The sequence below is a fragment of the Allosphingosinicella sp. genome, from assembly GCF_035626655.1.
Taxonomy (GTDB): Bacteria; Pseudomonadota; Alphaproteobacteria; order Sphingomonadales; family Sphingomonadaceae; genus Allosphingosinicella.
This window is the reverse complement of record NZ_DASPNF010000013.1, coordinates 101,621-116,993: the sequence shown is the minus strand read 5'-3', so window position 1 is coordinate 116,993 and position 15,373 is coordinate 101,621. Positions and strand designations below refer to the sequence as shown.

The following is a 15,373-nucleotide window of genomic DNA, read 5'->3' as shown; positions in this document are numbered from 1 at the left end:
GGGACGTCCAGGGTCTAGTCCACCAACTCCACCGCCATCGCCGTCGCTTCCCCGCCGCCGATGCACAAAGCCGCAATCCCGCGCTTCCCGCCCGTTCGCTCCAGCGCCGAGATCAACGTCGCCAGAATCCGCGCCCCCGACGCCCCGATCGGGTGCCCCATCGCCGTGGCGCCGCCGTGGATGTTGACCTTCTCGTGCGGGATGCCGAGGTCCTGCATGGCGAACATGGTGACGCAGGCGAAAGCCTCGTTGATCTCGAACAGGTCGACGTCGGCGACCTTCCAGCCGGTCTGCTCCAGGAGCTTCTCGATCGCGCCGACGGGGGCGGTGGTGAAGAGGGCGGGCTCGCGGGCGTGGGCGGTGTGGCCGGCGATGCGGGCGACGGGCTTCAGGCCCCTGGCCTCGGCGGTGCTGGCGCGGGCGAGGACGAGGGCGGCAGCGCCGTCGCTGATGCTCGACGCGTTGGCGGCGGTGATTGTGCCGTCCTTGGAGAAGGCGGGCTTCAGGCCGGGGATCTTGGAGGGATCGCCCTTCAGCGGCTGCTCGTCCTTGTCGACGGTCTCGGTGCCCTTGCGGGTCTTCACCTCGACGGCGGTGATCTCGCGATCGAACCAGCCGCTCCGCTGGGCGGTCTGCGCGCGGGTCAGCGAGGCGATGGCGTAATCGTCCTGCTGCTGGCGGGTGAGCTGATAGTCGCAGGCCGTGGCCTCGGCGAAGGTGCCCATGGCGCGGCCGGGCTCATAGGCGTCCTCGAGCCCGTCCAGCATCATATGATCGTAGACCGTGTCATGGCCGATGCGGGCGCCGGCGCGGTGCTTCTTCATCAGGTAGGGGGCGTTGGACATGGACTCCATGCCGCCGGCGACGATCAGGTCGGCGCTGCCCGCGGCGAGGCTGTCCGCGGCCATCATCGCCGCCTTCATGCCCGAGCCGCACATCTTGTTGATGGTGACCGCCTCGGTGGACTTGGGGAGGCCGGCGAACAAAGCGGCCTGGCGGGCCGGGGCCTGGCCGAGGCCGGCGGGAAGGACGCAGCCCATATAGCAGCGGTCGACATCGTCGGGGGAGACGCCGGCCCGCTCGACCGCGGCCTTGACGGCGGCGGCGCCGAGCTCGGTCGCCGAGGCGCCGGCGAGGCTGCCCTGGAACGAGCCCATCGGGGTGCGGGCGTAGGAGAGGATGACGACGGGGTCTGCGTTGCTCATGTCCATTTCCCTCGTCATTCCAGCGGAGGCTGGAATCCCTGCTGACTGCGCATGGACCCCAGCCTTCGCTGGGGTGACGGTTAGAGTGAAGTTGTGACGGCCACATAAGCGTGGCGGGCGGCTTGTTCAAATGGCGCGGGGAGGATATTCCAGGGCCGTGATGAAGGCACCGCCCGTCGCCCTTGCCCTGGCCGCCGTCGCGCTGGCGGGGAGCCTTGGCGCCACGGCTGCGCAGCAGCCGGGCGCGAAGCAGGAGTTCGTCTGGCCCGCGCGGATCAGCAATGCGAAGGTCCTGCCCGCCGATATCGGCCAGGAGCGGCTCCGGACCACGATGGTCGGCTTCGCCCGCTCGCTCGGCGTGCGCTGCACCTTCTGCCATGTCGGGCCGGAAGGGGCGCCGCTCAGCCAGCTCGATTTCGCCTCCGACGCCAACCCGCACAAGGAGCTGGCGCGCGGCATGATTCGGATGGTGCAGAAGCTGAACCGCGAGGACCTGCCGGCGATCGTCGGCGAGTCGGAATCGGGGCGGCCGCGGGTGACCTGCTATACCTGCCACCGCGGCAGCGAGCATCCGGAGACCCAGCTGCCGCCGCCGCCGCCGCGGCCCGCCGCCGCAGCGACGCCGCCGCAGCCGACGCCGGCCAGCTAGCTCCGGCCCACCTTGTCGCGGCGTTCGCGGCTCTGTAGGCGCGTCCGCGAAAGGGAGACGCCGACATGTCCGAGCTGGGCCTCGATTTCGAACTGGGCGAGATGGCCGACACGATCCGCGACACGACGCGGCGCTTCGCCAGCGACCGGATCGCGCCGCTCGCCGCGAAGATCGACGAGGAGGACTGGTTCCCGACCGAGCTCTGGCCGGAAATGGGCGCGCTCGGGCTGCACGGGATCACCGTGGCGGAGGAGGATGGCGGGCTCGGGCTCGGCTATCTCGAGCATGTCGTCGCGCAGGAGGAGGTGGCGCGGGCCTCGGCCTCGATCGGGCTCTCCTACGGCGCCCATTCCAACCTCTGCGTGAACCAGATCCGCCGCTGGGCGAGCCCGGAGCAGAAGGCGAAATATCTGCCCAAGCTGATCTCGGGCGAGCATGTCGGCTCGCTGGCCATGTCGGAGGCGGGGGCAGGGTCCGACGTGGTGGGGATGAAGCTCAAGGCCGAGAAGGTGCAGGGCGGCTATGTGCTGAACGGCACGAAGTTCTGGATCACCAACGCCGCTTATGCGGACACGCTCGTCGTCTATGCGAAGACCGCGCCGGGCGAGGGCTCGCGGGGGATCACCACCTTCCTGATCGAGAAGGACATGAAGGGTTTCTCGATCGGCCAGAAGCTGGACAAGATGGGGATGCGCGGCAGCCCGACCGCGGAGCTGATCTTCGACGAGTGCGAGGTGCCGGACGAGAATGTGATGGGGCCGGTCAATGGCGGCGTCGGCGTGCTGATGTCGGGGCTGGATTATGAGCGGACCGTGCTTGCGGGGATCCAGCTCGGGATCATGCAGGCCTGTCTGGACGTGGTGCTGCCCTATGTGCGGGAGCGCAAGCAGTTCGGGAAGCCGATCGGCTCGTTCCAGCTGATGCAGGCGAAGGTGGCGGACATGTATGTCGCGCTCAATTCGGCGCGGGCCTATGTCTACCAGGTGGCGCGGGCCTGCGACCAGGGGAAGACGACGCGCTTCGACGCGGCCGGGGCGATCCTGCTGGCGAGCGAGAATGCGGTGAAGGTCGCGAACGAGGCGGTGCAGGCGCTGGGCGGGGCCGGCTATACGAAGGACTGGCCGGTGGAGCGCTATTTCCGGGACGCCAAACTGCTCGATATCGGCGCGGGGACGAACGAGATCCGGCGGATGCTGATCGGGCGGGAGCTGATCGGGGCCTAGTCAGCTCCGTCGTTGCGAGGAGCGAAGCGACGCGGCAATCCAGCGGGCCTTGGGCGCCGCACTGGATTGCTTCGCTCCGCTCGCAATGACGACTCCTCCTAGAAAATCGTGACGCGCTGGTTCGGCGGCAGATAGAGCGCCTGCCCTGGCTGCACGTTGAACGCCCGGTACCAGGCGTCGATGTTCCGCACCGTCTCCGCGCGCCAGCGGCCCAAAGCGTGCGAGCCCGAGGCGATCTGGGCGCGGATCGCGGCCTCGCGGGTCGATTCCCGGCGGCTCTGCGCATAGCCGAGGAAGAAGCGCTGGTCGCCGGTGAGGCCGTTGATCACCGGCGCCTCCCGCCCGTTCAGCGACGCGCGGTATGCATCATAGGCGGCGGCGAGGCCGGCCACGTCGGCGATATTCTCGCCGAGGGTCAGCTCGCCATTGACCATCAGGTCGGGGAAGGCGCGGTAGAGGCTGTACTGGCGGACCAGAGCCTGGCTCGCTTCGCGGAAATGGGCGGCGTCCTCGCTCGTCCACCAGTTCCTGAGGCGTCCTTCCGAGTCGAACTCGGCGCCGAGATTGTCGAAGCTGTGGCTGATCTCGTGGCCGATCACCGAGCCGATCGCGCCGTAATTGTAGGCGGGGTCGGCGTTGCGGTCGTAGAAGGGCGGCTCGAGGATGCCGGCCGGGAAGTTCATCGCATTCTGCAGCGGCAGGAAGACGGCGTTCACCGTATGCGCGCCGAGCCACCATTCGTTGCGGTCGACGGGCTGGCCGAGCTTGGCGAGCTGGTGGCGATATTCGGCTTCCTGCGCCCGCCAGAGATTGCCGAAGGCGTCGTCGCGGCGGATCTCCAGCGAGGAATAATCGCGCCAATGTTCGGGATAGCCGATGCCGACGCGGACGGTCTCGACCTTGCGGCGGGCCTCGGCGAGGGTGGCGGGCGCCATCCAGCTGAGCCGCTGCAGGCGGCGGTCGAAGGCCTGGACGATGTTGCGGACCATCGTATCCACGTCGGCCTTGGCGGAGGCGGGGAAATGGCGCTCGACATAGATGCGGCCGACCGCGTCGATCAGCGCGCCGCTGGTCGCCTGGATGGCGCGGCGGTCGCGCGGGCGCTGCTGCTGTGCGCCGGAGAGGACCCGGCCGTAGAAGGAGAAACGCAGGTCGTCCCAAGCCCGGGGCAGCACCGCGGTCATCCGGCTGGCGGTGTGAAAGGCGAGCCAGTCCTTCCAGGTCTCGAGCGGCTCGCTGGCGACGAGCGCTGACATGCCGCGCACCGGCGCCGCGTGCCAGGCGATGATCCGCTCCTCGCCGCCGAGACGCGCGGCCTGGAAGAAGGCGTCCCAGTCGATGCCCGGGGCGCGCGTGGCGAATTCGGCGCGGGGCCAGGTCTCGACGCGGTGCGGATCCTGCGCGGCGACCGCGTCGACATGGGCGCGGGCGATCTTCGTCTCGAGGTCGAAGATGCGCTGCGCCTTCGCCTCGGCGTCGGCCGCGCCCATCAAGACGAGCATGTCGCGGATATAGGTGCGGTAGCCCTCGCGGATGCGGACCATGTTAGGCGCGTCGGAGAGATAATAATCGCGGTCGGGCAGGCCGAGGCCGCCCTGCAGCAGATAGGCGTAGTTGCGGTTCGGATCCTGCAAGCCCTGCGCGACGAACACGCCGAACAGATTCTCGGTACCGAAGCTGGTCGCGTTCAGCGGATCGACGTCGGCGCGCATGGTCGCGCCGAGCGCGGCAGAGAGCGCGCGCCGGTCCGAGATGGCGGCGATCCGGGCGAGGTGAGGCTGGAGGGGGGCAATGCCGCGCGCGTCGATCGCGGGCTGGTTCAGATATGCGGCATAATAGTCCGCGATGCGGCGGGCATCGGTGCCGGCGGCCGGGTTGGCGCGGCCCGCATTGGTGATGATGTCGATGTTGCGCCGCTCGACCAGCTGCGCGGCGGTGAGGAAGGAGCCGATCGAGGCGCGGTCGGCCGGAATCTCGGTCGCCTTGCGCCAGCCGCCATTGGCATAGGCGTCGAAGCCGTCGCCGGGGCGGACGGACTTGTCTATGCCGGCGACATCGACGCCGACGGTGCCGCGCGGGGCGGGCTGGGCGATGGCGGCTGCGGCGATCAGGGAGAAAGCGGCGGCGAGCGCGAAACGACGCATGAATGTGCAGTCCTTGAATCAGTGGATCACAAGGAGCGGCTCTTAGGGCGATTCACGGGACTGTCCCAGTCCAATCACACAGTGTTGGCCGTGCGCGCGTGTCGTCCGTCGAAAACGCAAGATCGATCAAGGGATGCCAAGGCGCGGCCTGCGCCGCTATGCTCGGCGGCGATGCCCGTGCCGCCTTTCCCCCGCGCCGAACTCCGACGCCCGCGCTCGTGCTGGACCGGCCGGCGCTGGCGCGGAACATTGCAAAGATGGCCGCCTTTGCGGCGGCGCGGGGGATCGCGCTGCGGCCGCACGCCAAGACGCACAAGAGTGCGGAGATTGGGCGGCTGCAGATCGCTGCCGGGGCGGTTGGGCTGTGCTGGGCGAAGCCGAGGCGCTGGCCGCGGAGGGACTGGCGAACCTGCACCTGACCTCGCCGGTGGTGGCGGCCGGGGCGATTGCGCGGCTGATCAGCCTGAACGGACGCTGCGAGGGGCTGTCGGTGGTGGCCGATCATCCGGCCAATGTGCGGGCGCTCGATGCGGCGAATGCGGGCATGACGCTGGCGGTCTTCGTCGATGTGGACCCGGGCATCCACCGGACGGGCGTCGCCTCGCCGGAGGCCGCGATCGCGCTGGCGGCGGAGATTGCCGGGTCGGGCAATCTGACGCTCGCCGGCGTGCAATATTATTGCGGCTCGCAGCAGCACATCCAGAGTTTTGCCGACCGCCGCGCGGCGATCGCTGACCGGACGGATTATCTCAGGACCGTGCTCGACGCGCTGCGCACGGCGGGCCACGCCATCCCGATCGTGACCGGCGGCGGGACCGGCAGCTTCCTGATCGACGCCGAGCTCGGCGTGCTGACCGAGCTGCAGGTCGGCTCGTACATCGTCCTGGACCGCGACTATGGGGAGTGCGAGCTGGCCGTGCGCGACGCGCCGGTGTTCGAGCCGGCCCTGTTCGTCGACGCGACGGTGATCAGCGCCAATGCGGCGGGGATGGTGACGGTCGACGCCGGGCTGAAGGCGCTCTCGACCGATGCGGGGCCGCCCGTCATGATTGGCGGCGGCCGCTACGCGTTCATGGGCGACGAGCATGGCGCAATCTTCCCGGACGGCCCGCTGCCGGGGCTTGGCGAGCGCGTCACGCTCCAGCCGGGCCATTGCGACCCGACGGTGAACCTGCACGACGTCTATCATGTGGTGGACGGGGACATGGTCGTGGACATCTGGCCGGTGACGGCGCGGGGGCGGTCGGCCTAGAAGGGTGCGTCAACGCGTGAGGGCGAGCCAATGAGCCCCGGACTGATGAACCTCCTGCAATGGCCCGTCATGCTGGCCGGCGCATTAGCAACCGCAACCTCTCCTGCGCTCGAAGCCGCCGTCTGGCATTGTCCCGTCACAGAGGCGCTGCGCTGCGACGCCGGCTCGGCCTGCGTGCCCGGCCCGACGAACGTCATCATCCTGGTGGATCCGGGCCGCAACCGGTTCGCGCGTTGCTGGGACGACCTCGCCCATTGCGACTATTTTGCCGCCCGCTTCCGGCGACGCGGCGAGCAGCTGACGGCGCAGGGTTCGGCTGACGGGAACTTCATGAACCTGTCGCCCGAGCTGGCAGTGACGGAGGTCTCGTCGATCGGCAACGACGTGTTCATCTTCCGGGGCCGCTGCGGGCCGGCCCCCGACGGTCCGCGGCCGGAAGGCCGACCCTGAAAAGACCCCGCGCCCGCACGGCCGGGAGTTGCCCGCGCCTCTCCCCGGGGCTAGGCGGTCCGGCAACGCAAAGGGGAGCCCGGATGAGCGAGTTACTGCTCAACAGCCTGCAATATTATGGCGCCGCGGCGGGCGCGGTGGCCGCCCTGATTGTGAGCCTCGACCTCGGGCGGAAGCCGACGGGCTGGGCGTTCGTGATCTTCGTGACCTCGTCGATCGCCCTGATCGGCTGGGGCTTCCTCAACGACGAGGGCAAGGGGATCGGCACGCAGAACGTGATCCTGCTCGTGATCAACCTGATCGGCGTGTACCGCTATCTGATCCGGAAGAAGCCGGTGCATGGGGAGGCTGCGGCGTGACTTTCACCCACCGTCATGCCAGCGAAGGCTGGCATCCCGGCGGCGCTGGCGATGGTCTCGGACTCGGCGTGGACCCCAGCCTTCGCCGGGGTGACGGTTTGGGGTGATTGAATGACGCTGCTGACGACGAAGATCGACGAGAATGCCGACGCGGTCCGGCGCTATGCGGCGCACAATCGGGGGCTGGCCGAGGAACTGCGGACGAAGGTCGCGGAGGCGGCGCTGGGGGGCAATGCGGCGTCGCGCGAGCGGCATGTGTCGCGGGGGAAATTGCTGCCGCGCGAGCGCGTGGAGCGGCTGCTCGATCCCGGCTCGCCTTTCCTCGAGATCGGCCAGCTGGCGGCCTGCGACATGTACAAGCAGGAGGTGCCGGGGGCAGGGATGATTGCCGGGATCGGCCGCGTCTCCGGGCGCGAGACGATGATCGTCTGCAACGACGCGACGGTGAAGGGCGGCACCTATTATCCGATGACGGTGAAGAAGCATCTGCGCGCGCAGGAGATCGCGCTGCAGAACCGGCTGCCGTCCGTCTATCTGGTCGATTCGGGCGGCGCGAACCTGCCGCACCAAGCCGAGGTCTTTCCCGACCGCGAGCATTTCGGGCGGATCTTCTACAACCAGGCGCAGATGTCGGCCGAGGGGCTGGCGCAGATCGCCTGCGTGATGGGGAGCTGCACGGCGGGCGGCGCCTATGTGCCGGCGATGAGCGACGAGACGGTGATCGTGCGCAACCAGGGGACGATTTTCCTGGGCGGTCCGCCCCTGGTGAAGGCGGCGACGGGCGAGGTGATTTCGGCCGAGGAACTGGGCGGCGGCGACCTGCATGCGCGCAGGTCGGGCGTGGTCGACCATCTCGCCGAGAATGACGAGCATGCGCTGACCATCGTGCGGGACATCGTGGCGCGGCTCAACACGGTGAAGGCCGTCGACATCGACCTCGCCGAGCCGGTGCCCCCGCGGCTCGATCCGGAGGGGCTGTACGGGGTGATCCCGGACGACGTGCGCACGCCCTATGACGTGCACGAGGTGATCGCCCGGATCGTCGACGGCAGCGAGTTCCATGAGTTCAAGCCATTGTTCGGCTCGACCCTGGTCTGCGGCTTCGCGCGGATCTGGGGGATACCGGTGGCGATCCTCGCCAATAACGGCATCCTGTTCAGCGAGAGCGCGCTGAAGGGCGCGCATTTCATCGAACTGGCCTGCCAGCGGCGGACGCCCCTCTTGTTCCTGCAGAACATTTCGGGCTTCATGGTCGGCGGCAAATATGAGGCCGAGGGGATCGCCAAGAACGGCGCCAAACTGGTGACCGCGGTGGCGACGGCGAGCGTTCCGAAGATCACCGTCCTGATCGGCGGCAGCTTCGGCGCGGGCAATTACGGCATGTGCGGGCGGGCCTATTCGCCCCGCTTCCTGTTCACCTGGCCCAATTCGCGCATCTCGGTGATGGGCGGCGAGCAGGCGGCGAGCGTGCTGGCGACCGTGCACAAGGATGCCGAGACCTGGACGGCCGAGGAAGCGGAGGCGTTCAAGGCCCCGATCCGCCAGCGCTACGAGGACGAGGGCAATCCCTATCACGCCACCGCCCGGCTCTGGGACGACGGGATTATCGATCCGGTGCAGACCAGGGACGTGCTCGGGCTGGCCTTCGCCGCGACGCTCAACGCGCCGATCCCCGAGCGGGCGAGGTTCGGCGTGTTCCGGATGTGACGATGGCGCGCGACTATGGGCCGGTGCTCGAGCGCGCCGAGGACCTGCAGGCGTTCAGCGGGTATCTCGACGCCGAGGACCTGAAGCGGCAGGGCAAGGTGCGCGTCGCGTTCCAGACCGCGGTGCGCAATCTCGTCTATGCGCTGTATCGGGAGAGCCCGGACCATGGCGCGCTCGGCTTTTCGGTTTCGGGGGATCTGGACCGGATTGCCAGAGCGGGCGAATTCAGCCCCGGCGCGGTCGCCGAGGCACGCGAGGCGCTGCTGCGGGAAATCCAGGCGCGCTCGCGCAACAGCGGGATGATGCGCTTCCTCGTCCGCTGGGGACCGCCAGTGCTCGGGCTCCTTGGCATCGCGGTCTATGCATTTTTCAAATGGCTGGCTCTCGGATGAGGCTTGGTGCCGTCAACGCGCCCGATGCGCCGCAGCCGTCGGGCGGCTATGCGCAGGGGGTGCGACTGGCGGATTTCGACGAGCTGGTCTTCGTCTCCGGGCAGATCCCGGTCGGCGCGGACGGGGCCGTGCCGGAGGGGTTCGGCGACCAGTGCCGTCTGGTCTGGCGCAACATCGAGGCGCAGCTGCGCGCGGCCGGGCTTGGGCTGGCCGATATCGTCAAGGTGACCACCTTCCTCGCCGACCGTGCCCATGCGCAGGAGAACAGCGCGATCCGGCAGGAGGTGCTGGCGGGCTTGACCCCGGCGCTGACCATCATCATCGCGGGCATCTACGATCCGGCCTGGTTGCTGGAGATCGAGGTGGTCGCGGCGCGTTAAGGGAGGCGAGGATGCGAATGACTCATTTTTCGGCCGGGGCCCTGGCGGCCCTCGTCACTTTCGCGGTCGGCGCGTCGGCGATCACCGCCCAGCCGCGCCGCGCCCCGGCGACGGCGCCGCTGTTCCCGCTCAGCGAACGCGACCTCGGTGCCACGCGCCAGTCGGGCTGCGAATGCACGTTCCGCGCCGGGCGCCATACCACCCTGTTCCAGATGATCGGCGACGAGGTGACCATCCGCACCCGCGCCGGGCGGCAGGTCTGCGCGATTTCCGCCGAGCAATTCTCGGCGCTGTCGAACGACAGGGGAGTGGCCGCCTGCGGCGGCCTGCGGATGAGCTTCAGACGCACCGGGCGCGTTTCCTCCCACCCGCAAAGCGACAGCGCCGACTGGCCGGCTTCGCTGACCGTGCAGCAGGGACGGACCAGGCGGACGCTCGCCGGCCGCTTCGGTTGCGCATGTTGAGGGGGGCCTCATGCTGAAATCTCTGCTCACCGGCGCCGCGATCGCCGCCGTCCTCGCTGCCGCGCCAACCGGCGTCGCGCAACCGTCCCCTTCCGCGCCGGCGCAGGCCGCCGCGCCGGCGCAGGAGGCGCCGCGCTGCCGCTTTACGCTGCAGGGGGCGCAGGTCTGGACCGGCGAACGGTTCGAGCCGCGCACGCTGCATATCGACGGGGCCATTTTCGTCGCGGCGGCGCCGGCGGGCGCGATCCCGATGCCGGCCCAGTGGATGTTCCTGATTCCGCCGCTGGTCGACACGCATACGCACGGACTGGACGAGCCGGCGGGGCCGAACGATCCGATGCACCGGGCGAACCTCCAGGCCGGCATCTATTATGCGCTGAACCCCAACAATATCCGCCGCGCCACACCGGGCGCGCCCTTCGGGCCGGACCAGGTCGAGGCGCTCTATGCCGGGGGCGGCCTCACCGGGCCGGGCGGGCATCCGCGGCCGCTCTACGAGATGCTGGCGCGCATGGGGCAGGCGCGCGGCTTCGACATGGGACCGCTGCCGGGCCGCGCCTTTCACGAGGTCTCGACCGAGGCCGAGACGATGGCGGCGGTCGAGCGCGTGCAGGCACAGGGATCGAGCGTTGTGAAGCTCTATCTGCTCCATCATGACGGCCCGGACAGCAAGGGGCTGAGCGCCGCCCTGTTCCGGACCGCGGTCGTCCATGCGCAGCTTCGCGGGCTGCGGCCGATCGTCCATGTCGAGACGGCGAGCGACTTCCGGCTCGCCGCCGGCACGCGCGGGGTCGTGGCGATCGTCCACCTGCCCGGGGCCTTTCCCCAGCTGCCGGACGACGCGGTCTACCAGCTGAATGCGGCGGATGCGGCGCTGACCGCGCGCAACGGGGTCAGCATCTCCACGACCACCGCCGTGGCGTTCAATCATACGAGCGGCGAGCGGCTGCTGCGCGCGCAGCGGATCCACGCCCACAATCTGCGGCTGTTGCGCGACGCAGGCGTGAACCTGACCGCGGGCGCCGACCGGCCGGGCGCGACCGCGGTGGACGAGCTCAACCTGCTGCGCGCGACCGGCCTGTTCGACGGCACGCAATTGCTCAACATCGCGACCCGCAACGGCCTGAAGCTGCTCTTCCCCGACCGGCGGATCGGCACGTTCGAGCCCGGCAGCGAAGCGAGCTTCCGGATCATGTTCGCCGACCCGCGGAATAACTGGTTCTGGCTCGACGACGCGCTTGGCGGGATGCGCGGCGGGCATGTGATCAGCGACCAGACGGGTATGCTGCGCGGGCTGTGCGGCGGAGGAGCGGCGACCGCCCAATGATAAGATCCCTCCTCATCGCCAATCGGGGCGAGATCGCCTGCCGGATCATCCGCACGGCGCGGAAGCTCGGGATCCGGACGGTCGCGGTCTATTCGGACGCGGATGCGAAGGCGCTGCACGTGCGCGAGGCCGACGAGGCCGTGCCTATCGGGCCGAGCCCGGCGCGGGAATCCTACCTGGTCGGCGAGAAGATCATCGCCGCGGCGAAGGAGACCGGCGCGGAGGCGATCCATCCGGGCTACGGCTTCCTCAGCGAGAATGCCGGCTTCGCGCAGGCGGTGATCGATGCGGGGCTGGTCTGGGTGGGGCCGGACCCGTCGAGCATCACCGCGATGGGGCTGAAGGACGCGGCGAAGAAATTGATGGCCGAGGCCGGGGTGCCGGTGACGCCCGGCTATCTGGGCGAGGACCAGGACCCGGCGCGGCTCAGGGCCGAGGCGGATGCGATCGGCTGGCCGGTGCTGATCAAGGCGGTCGCGGGCGGCGGCGGCAAGGGGATGCGGCGCGTGGACGCCGAGGGCGAGTTTGCCGACGCCTTGCTCTCCTGCAAGCGCGAGGCGGCCTCGTCCTTCGGCGACGACCGGGTGCTGATCGAGAAATACATCCTGCGTCCGCGCCATATCGAGGTGCAGGTGTTCGGCGACCGGCACGGCAATGTCGTTCACCTGTTCGAGCGCGACTGCTCGCTGCAGCGCCGACACCAGAAGGTGATCGAGGAGGCGCCGGCGCCGGGCATGGACGAAGCGACGCGGGAGGCGGTGTGCGGCGCGGCGGTCAGGGCGGCGCAGGCGGTCAATTATGTCGGCGCGGGGACGATCGAATTCATCGCCGATGCGAGCGAGGGGCTGAAGGCCGACCGCATCTGGTTCATGGAGATGAACACGCGCCTCCAGGTCGAGCATCCGGTGACCGAGGAGATTACCGGGCAGGACCTGGTCGAGTGGCAGCTGCGCGTGGCGAGCGGGGAGAAGCTGCCGCTCAGGCAGGAGGAGCTGTCGATCAACGGCTGGGCGATGGAGGCGCGGCTATATGCCGAGGATCCCGCCACCGACTTTTTGCCAAGCACCGGGCGGCTGGAGTTTTTCTCCCTGCATCCCATGGGCCGGGTGGAAACGGGCGTCGAAGAAGGCGATGCAATTTCGCCTTTCTACGACCCGATGATCGCGAAGCTCGTCACGCGGGGACAAGATCGCGATGCGGCGCGGCTTGCGCTGATGGGGATGTTGGGCGGCAGCTACATCTGGCCGGTCAAGACGAATGCGGCCTTCCTGTACAAGTGCCTCGACAACGAGGCGTTTGCGCAGGGGGATGTCGATACCGGCTTCATTGGGCGGGAGATTGAGCGGCTGCTGCCGGATACAGAGCCGAGCGAGGCGGCGCTGCGCAGTGCAGGATGGCGATATCGGGAAGATCATGCCGACTGGGCCGACTTCACCCGCATGGATCCCTGGAACAGCCTATTCAACTTTCGGGCGAACGCGGCCTCCCGATCCACCGTGACCCTGTTCCTGGACGGTCGTGCCGTCGACCTGCCGGTCTCTGACGAGAGCTCGCCCGAATTACCCTCCAGTATGCATCCGGGGGGACCGGTTATCGTAAGCGACCAAGGCCAAACGCTGGTCTTTCAGCTTCGACATTCCGGCGAGAATGCCGGCGCCGCTGCCGGCGACGGCGCGATCGTCTCGCCCATGCCGGGGAAGATCATCGCGCTGGAGGTGGCGGCGGGCGACGTCGTGACCAAGGGCCAGAAACTGCTCACGCTCGAGGCGATGAAGATGGAGCATAGCCTGACCGCGCCGTTCGACGGTAAGGTGGCGGAGCTGAACGCCGAGGCGGGGGCGCAGGTGAGCGAGGGGGCGTTGCTGGTGCGGATCGAGAAGGGGGACGGCGCCTGATGCCCGGCCGCTATTACGAGCAGTGGAAGCTGGGGGACCGGATTAACCACCAGCCGCACCGGACGGTGACCGAGACCGACAATCTGCTGATCTCGACGCTGACCCACAATCCGCAGCCGCTGCATCTCGACGAGACCTATGCGGAAGGGACCGAGTTCGGGCGCATCGTCGTCAACGGCACCTTCACGTTCGCGCTGCTCGTGGGTCTCTCGGTCGGCGATACGACGCTCGGCACGCTGGTCGCCAACCTCGGCTACGACAAGGTCCGCATGCCGAAGCCGGTGTTCATCGGCGACACGCTCCGGGCGGAGACCGAGGTGGTGGCGCTGAAGGACAGCAATTCGCGGCCCGAGGCGGGGATCGTCACCTTCGAGCACCGCATGTTCAACCAGCGCGACGAACTGGTCTGCGTGATGGAGCGCACCGCCTTGATGCAGAGGCGCGAGGGATGAAGCTCCGCTCGCTCCTGTTTGTGCCCGGCGACCGGCCGGACCGGATGGAGAAGGCGCTGGGCGCGGGGGCGGATGCCTTGATCCTCGACCTCGAGGATGCGGTGGCGCCGCAGAACAAGCAGGTGGCGCGGCACGAGGTCGCGCATTTCCTGAACCAGCATAATGAGGCGCGGATTTTCGTCAGGGTGAACCCGCTCGACAGCCCGGAGAACGAGAAGGACCTGAACGCGGTCCTGTCCTCGCATCCGGACGGGATCGTGCTGCCCAAGGCGGAGGGCGGCGCCTCGGCGGCGGAGCTGGCGAAACGGCTCACCGAGCGCGGCAATGCGACCGCGCAGATCCTCGCCATCGCGACGGAGACCCCGGCGGCGATCTTCCAGCTCGGCACTTATGGCGGGGCCAAGCGGCTGCTCGGCCTGACCTGGGGTGCCGAGGACCTGCCCGCGGCGGTCGGCGCCGCGACCAGCCGCACGCCGGACGGCAGCTTCACGCCGCCCTACGAGCTGGCGCGCTCGCTCTGCCTGTTCGGCGCGGCGGCGGCGGGCGTGCTGCCGATCGAGACGGTCTATCCCGCCTTCCGCGACCTTGAAGGATTGGCCGACTATGCGTCGCGGGCGCGGCGCGACGGCTTCCTCGGCATGCTGGCGATCCATCCGGACCAGGTGCCGGTGATCAACAACGCCTTCACGCCGAGCGAGAAGGAGCTGGAGCATGCCCGCGCGGTGATCGCGGCGTTCGAAGCCAATCCGGGCGCGGGCGCCTTGTCCCTGGACGGAAAAATGATCGACCGGCCGCACCTGCTGCAGGCGCAGCGCATCCTTTCCCTGGTCTGATCGCTCCACTTCGTCATCGCGAGGCTGGATTGCGCGCCTTCGGCCCGCATTGACGATGTAACCCGATCGCAACTGAATTGTAAAAAAAGAGTCACAGAATCTTGCCGGATTCGTCACGTCGGCGTAACCTCCCCGTCACATCAGGGGAGACTTGCCGTGAAGACGTCTGTCACGCTTGTTTTGCTTTCCGCCGTCTCGCTGTCCGCCTGCGCGATGAACCGCACGGCGCCGCTTGCCGAGACCGGCGCCTATCAGCCCGGCGCGCTCGCGGTCGCAGCGATCGAGCGGCAGGACTGGGCGCGGGCCGAAATGCTGCTGACCGATACGCAGCGCGGCAGCGCCGACGATCCGGCGCGGCTGATAAATCTCGGCAAGGTCTATTGGGAGACGGGCCGGCAGGACCAGGCCCGCGCGCTCTGGCGCCGCGCCGCCGCGATGACGCCGGTCGACGTCGAGACGACGGGCGGCCGGAGCATCTCCACTGCGGTGCTCGCCCGCGAGGCGCTCGCCGCCTATGGCGCCGGCGGCCCGGTGGTCGCCGCGCGGCGCTGACCTCCGGGGATCGATATTATTGGTCATCCCGCGAAAGCCGGGACCCATGAACCCGGTTTATTCAGGTGAGGCGGAGGCGCCTTCGCATC

General features: G+C 68.8%; 16 protein-coding genes. 14 read left to right on the top strand and 2 right to left on the bottom strand.

All coding sequences use genetic code 11. The features are described 5' to 3' along the window. Positions 1–14 precede the first annotated feature (14 nt). Positions 15–1,205, bottom strand: coding sequence for an acetyl-CoA C-acyltransferase (locus tag VEC11_RS12550; RefSeq protein WP_464131783.1), 1,191 nt, complete (start codon positions 1,203–1,205; stop codon positions 15–17). Between the two features lie 160 nt (positions 1,206–1,365). Between VEC11_RS12550 and VEC11_RS12545 the strand changes: the two genes are divergently transcribed. Together VEC11_RS12545 and VEC11_RS12540 are read left to right on the top strand one after the other, a co-directional pair. Then, a complete protein-coding gene (locus tag VEC11_RS12545) occupies positions 1,366–1,854 on the top strand; it encodes a c-type cytochrome (RefSeq protein WP_464131781.1) in 489 nt (162 codons plus the stop codon). 65 nt (positions 1,855–1,919) lie between these two features. After that, positions 1,920–3,077, top strand: coding sequence for an isovaleryl-CoA dehydrogenase (locus tag VEC11_RS12540; protein ID WP_464131779.1), 1,158 nt, complete (start codon positions 1,920–1,922; stop codon positions 3,075–3,077). A 98-nt stretch (positions 3,078–3,175) separates the two neighbouring features. Here VEC11_RS12540 and VEC11_RS12535 read toward each other — a convergent pair whose 3' ends face one another. After that, on the bottom strand, positions 3,176–5,221 hold the full coding sequence (locus tag VEC11_RS12535) for a M13 family metallopeptidase (RefSeq protein WP_464131777.1): 2,046 nt from the start codon (positions 5,219–5,221) through the stop codon (positions 3,176–3,178). 364 nt (positions 5,222–5,585) lie between these two features. Here VEC11_RS12535 and VEC11_RS12530 point away from each other — a divergent pair, with 364 nt between their 5' ends. The 12 genes from VEC11_RS12530 to VEC11_RS12475 all read left to right on the top strand — a co-directional run bounded on the left by VEC11_RS12530 (position 5,586) and on the right by VEC11_RS12475 (position 15,284). Beyond that, on the top strand, positions 5,586–6,473 hold the full coding sequence (locus tag VEC11_RS12530; protein WP_464131775.1) for an alanine racemase: 888 nt from the start codon (positions 5,586–5,588) through the stop codon (positions 6,471–6,473). A gap of 30 nt (positions 6,474–6,503) precedes the next feature. Further along, positions 6,504–6,923 carry a hypothetical protein gene (locus VEC11_RS12525; protein ID WP_464131773.1) on the top strand — a complete coding sequence of 140 codons (420 nt, stop codon included), beginning with the start codon at positions 6,504–6,506 and terminating at the stop codon, positions 6,921–6,923. An 83-nt stretch (positions 6,924–7,006) separates the two neighbouring features. Next, complete coding sequence (locus VEC11_RS12520; RefSeq protein ID WP_464131771.1) at positions 7,007–7,282, top strand: hypothetical protein; 276 nt, start codon at positions 7,007–7,009, stop codon at positions 7,280–7,282. Positions 7,283–7,393: 111 nt separating this feature from the next. Then, positions 7,394–8,989: a carboxyl transferase domain-containing protein gene (locus VEC11_RS12515; protein WP_464131769.1), complete on the top strand. Its 1,596-nt coding sequence runs from the start codon at positions 7,394–7,396 to the stop codon at positions 8,987–8,989. Between the two features lie 2 nt (positions 8,990–8,991). After that, positions 8,992–9,381 (top strand): hypothetical protein, encoded by a 390-nt coding sequence (locus VEC11_RS12510; RefSeq protein WP_464131767.1) that lies wholly within the window; start codon positions 8,992–8,994, stop codon positions 9,379–9,381. Beyond that, positions 9,378–9,761, top strand: coding sequence for a RidA family protein (locus tag VEC11_RS12505; RefSeq protein WP_464131765.1), 384 nt, complete (start codon positions 9,378–9,380; stop codon positions 9,759–9,761). The genes VEC11_RS12510 and VEC11_RS12505 overlap by 4 nt, the downstream gene beginning before the upstream one ends. Positions 9,762–9,772: 11 nt before the next feature. Beyond that, positions 9,773–10,225, top strand: coding sequence for a hypothetical protein (locus VEC11_RS12500; protein ID WP_464131763.1), 453 nt, complete (start codon positions 9,773–9,775; stop codon positions 10,223–10,225). 10 nt (positions 10,226–10,235) lie between these two features. Beyond that, entirely contained in the window at positions 10,236–11,552 is a 1,317-nt protein-coding gene (locus VEC11_RS12495) for an amidohydrolase family protein (protein WP_464131761.1), read from the top strand. Then, positions 11,549–13,447: an acetyl/propionyl/methylcrotonyl-CoA carboxylase subunit alpha gene (locus VEC11_RS12490; RefSeq protein ID WP_464131759.1), complete on the top strand. Its 1,899-nt coding sequence runs from the start codon at positions 11,549–11,551 to the stop codon at positions 13,445–13,447. The genes VEC11_RS12495 and VEC11_RS12490 overlap by 4 nt, the downstream gene beginning before the upstream one ends. Continuing rightward, a complete protein-coding gene (locus VEC11_RS12485) occupies positions 13,447–13,899 on the top strand; it encodes a MaoC family dehydratase (protein WP_464131757.1) in 453 nt (150 codons plus the stop codon). The genes VEC11_RS12490 and VEC11_RS12485 overlap by 1 nt, the downstream gene beginning before the upstream one ends. Then, the gene (locus VEC11_RS12480) at positions 13,896–14,732 is read left to right on the top strand and encodes an HpcH/HpaI aldolase/citrate lyase family protein (RefSeq protein WP_464131755.1); all 837 of its coding nucleotides are present in this window, start codon (positions 13,896–13,898) and stop codon (positions 14,730–14,732) included. Before VEC11_RS12485 ends, VEC11_RS12480 begins: the two co-directional genes overlap by 4 nt. Positions 14,733–14,888: 156 nt before the next feature. Then, the gene (locus VEC11_RS12475) at positions 14,889–15,284 is read left to right on the top strand and encodes a hypothetical protein (protein ID WP_464131753.1); all 396 of its coding nucleotides are present in this window, start codon (positions 14,889–14,891) and stop codon (positions 15,282–15,284) included. Positions 15,285–15,373 lie beyond the last annotated feature (89 nt).

Coding starts and splice junctions, on each gene's coding strand:
- VEC11_RS12495 (WP_464131761.1), top strand. CDS start 10,236: ATGCTGAAATCTCTGCTCACCGGCGCCGCGATCGCCGCCGTCCTCGCT.
- VEC11_RS12550 (WP_464131783.1), bottom strand. CDS start 1,205: ATGAGCAACGCAGACCCCGTCGTCATCCTCTCCTACGCCCGCACCCCG.
- VEC11_RS12535 (WP_464131777.1), bottom strand. CDS start 5,221: ATGCGTCGTTTCGCGCTCGCCGCCGCTTTCTCCCTGATCGCCGCAGCC.
- VEC11_RS12485 (WP_464131757.1), top strand. CDS start 13,447: ATGCCCGGCCGCTATTACGAGCAGTGGAAGCTGGGGGACCGGATTAAC.
- VEC11_RS12490 (WP_464131759.1), top strand. CDS start 11,549: ATGATAAGATCCCTCCTCATCGCCAATCGGGGCGAGATCGCCTGCCGG.
- VEC11_RS12505 (WP_464131765.1), top strand. CDS start 9,378: ATGAGGCTTGGTGCCGTCAACGCGCCCGATGCGCCGCAGCCGTCGGGC.
- VEC11_RS12500 (WP_464131763.1), top strand. CDS start 9,773: ATGCGAATGACTCATTTTTCGGCCGGGGCCCTGGCGGCCCTCGTCACT.
- VEC11_RS12545 (WP_464131781.1), top strand. CDS start 1,366: ATGAAGGCACCGCCCGTCGCCCTTGCCCTGGCCGCCGTCGCGCTGGCG.
- VEC11_RS12520 (WP_464131771.1), top strand. CDS start 7,007: ATGAGCGAGTTACTGCTCAACAGCCTGCAATATTATGGCGCCGCGGCG.
- VEC11_RS12540 (WP_464131779.1), top strand. CDS start 1,920: ATGTCCGAGCTGGGCCTCGATTTCGAACTGGGCGAGATGGCCGACACG.
- VEC11_RS12525 (WP_464131773.1), top strand. CDS start 6,504: ATGAGCCCCGGACTGATGAACCTCCTGCAATGGCCCGTCATGCTGGCC.
- VEC11_RS12515 (WP_464131769.1), top strand. CDS start 7,394: ATGACGCTGCTGACGACGAAGATCGACGAGAATGCCGACGCGGTCCGG.
- VEC11_RS12480 (WP_464131755.1), top strand. CDS start 13,896: ATGAAGCTCCGCTCGCTCCTGTTTGTGCCCGGCGACCGGCCGGACCGG.
- VEC11_RS12510 (WP_464131767.1), top strand. CDS start 8,992: ATGGCGCGCGACTATGGGCCGGTGCTCGAGCGCGCCGAGGACCTGCAG.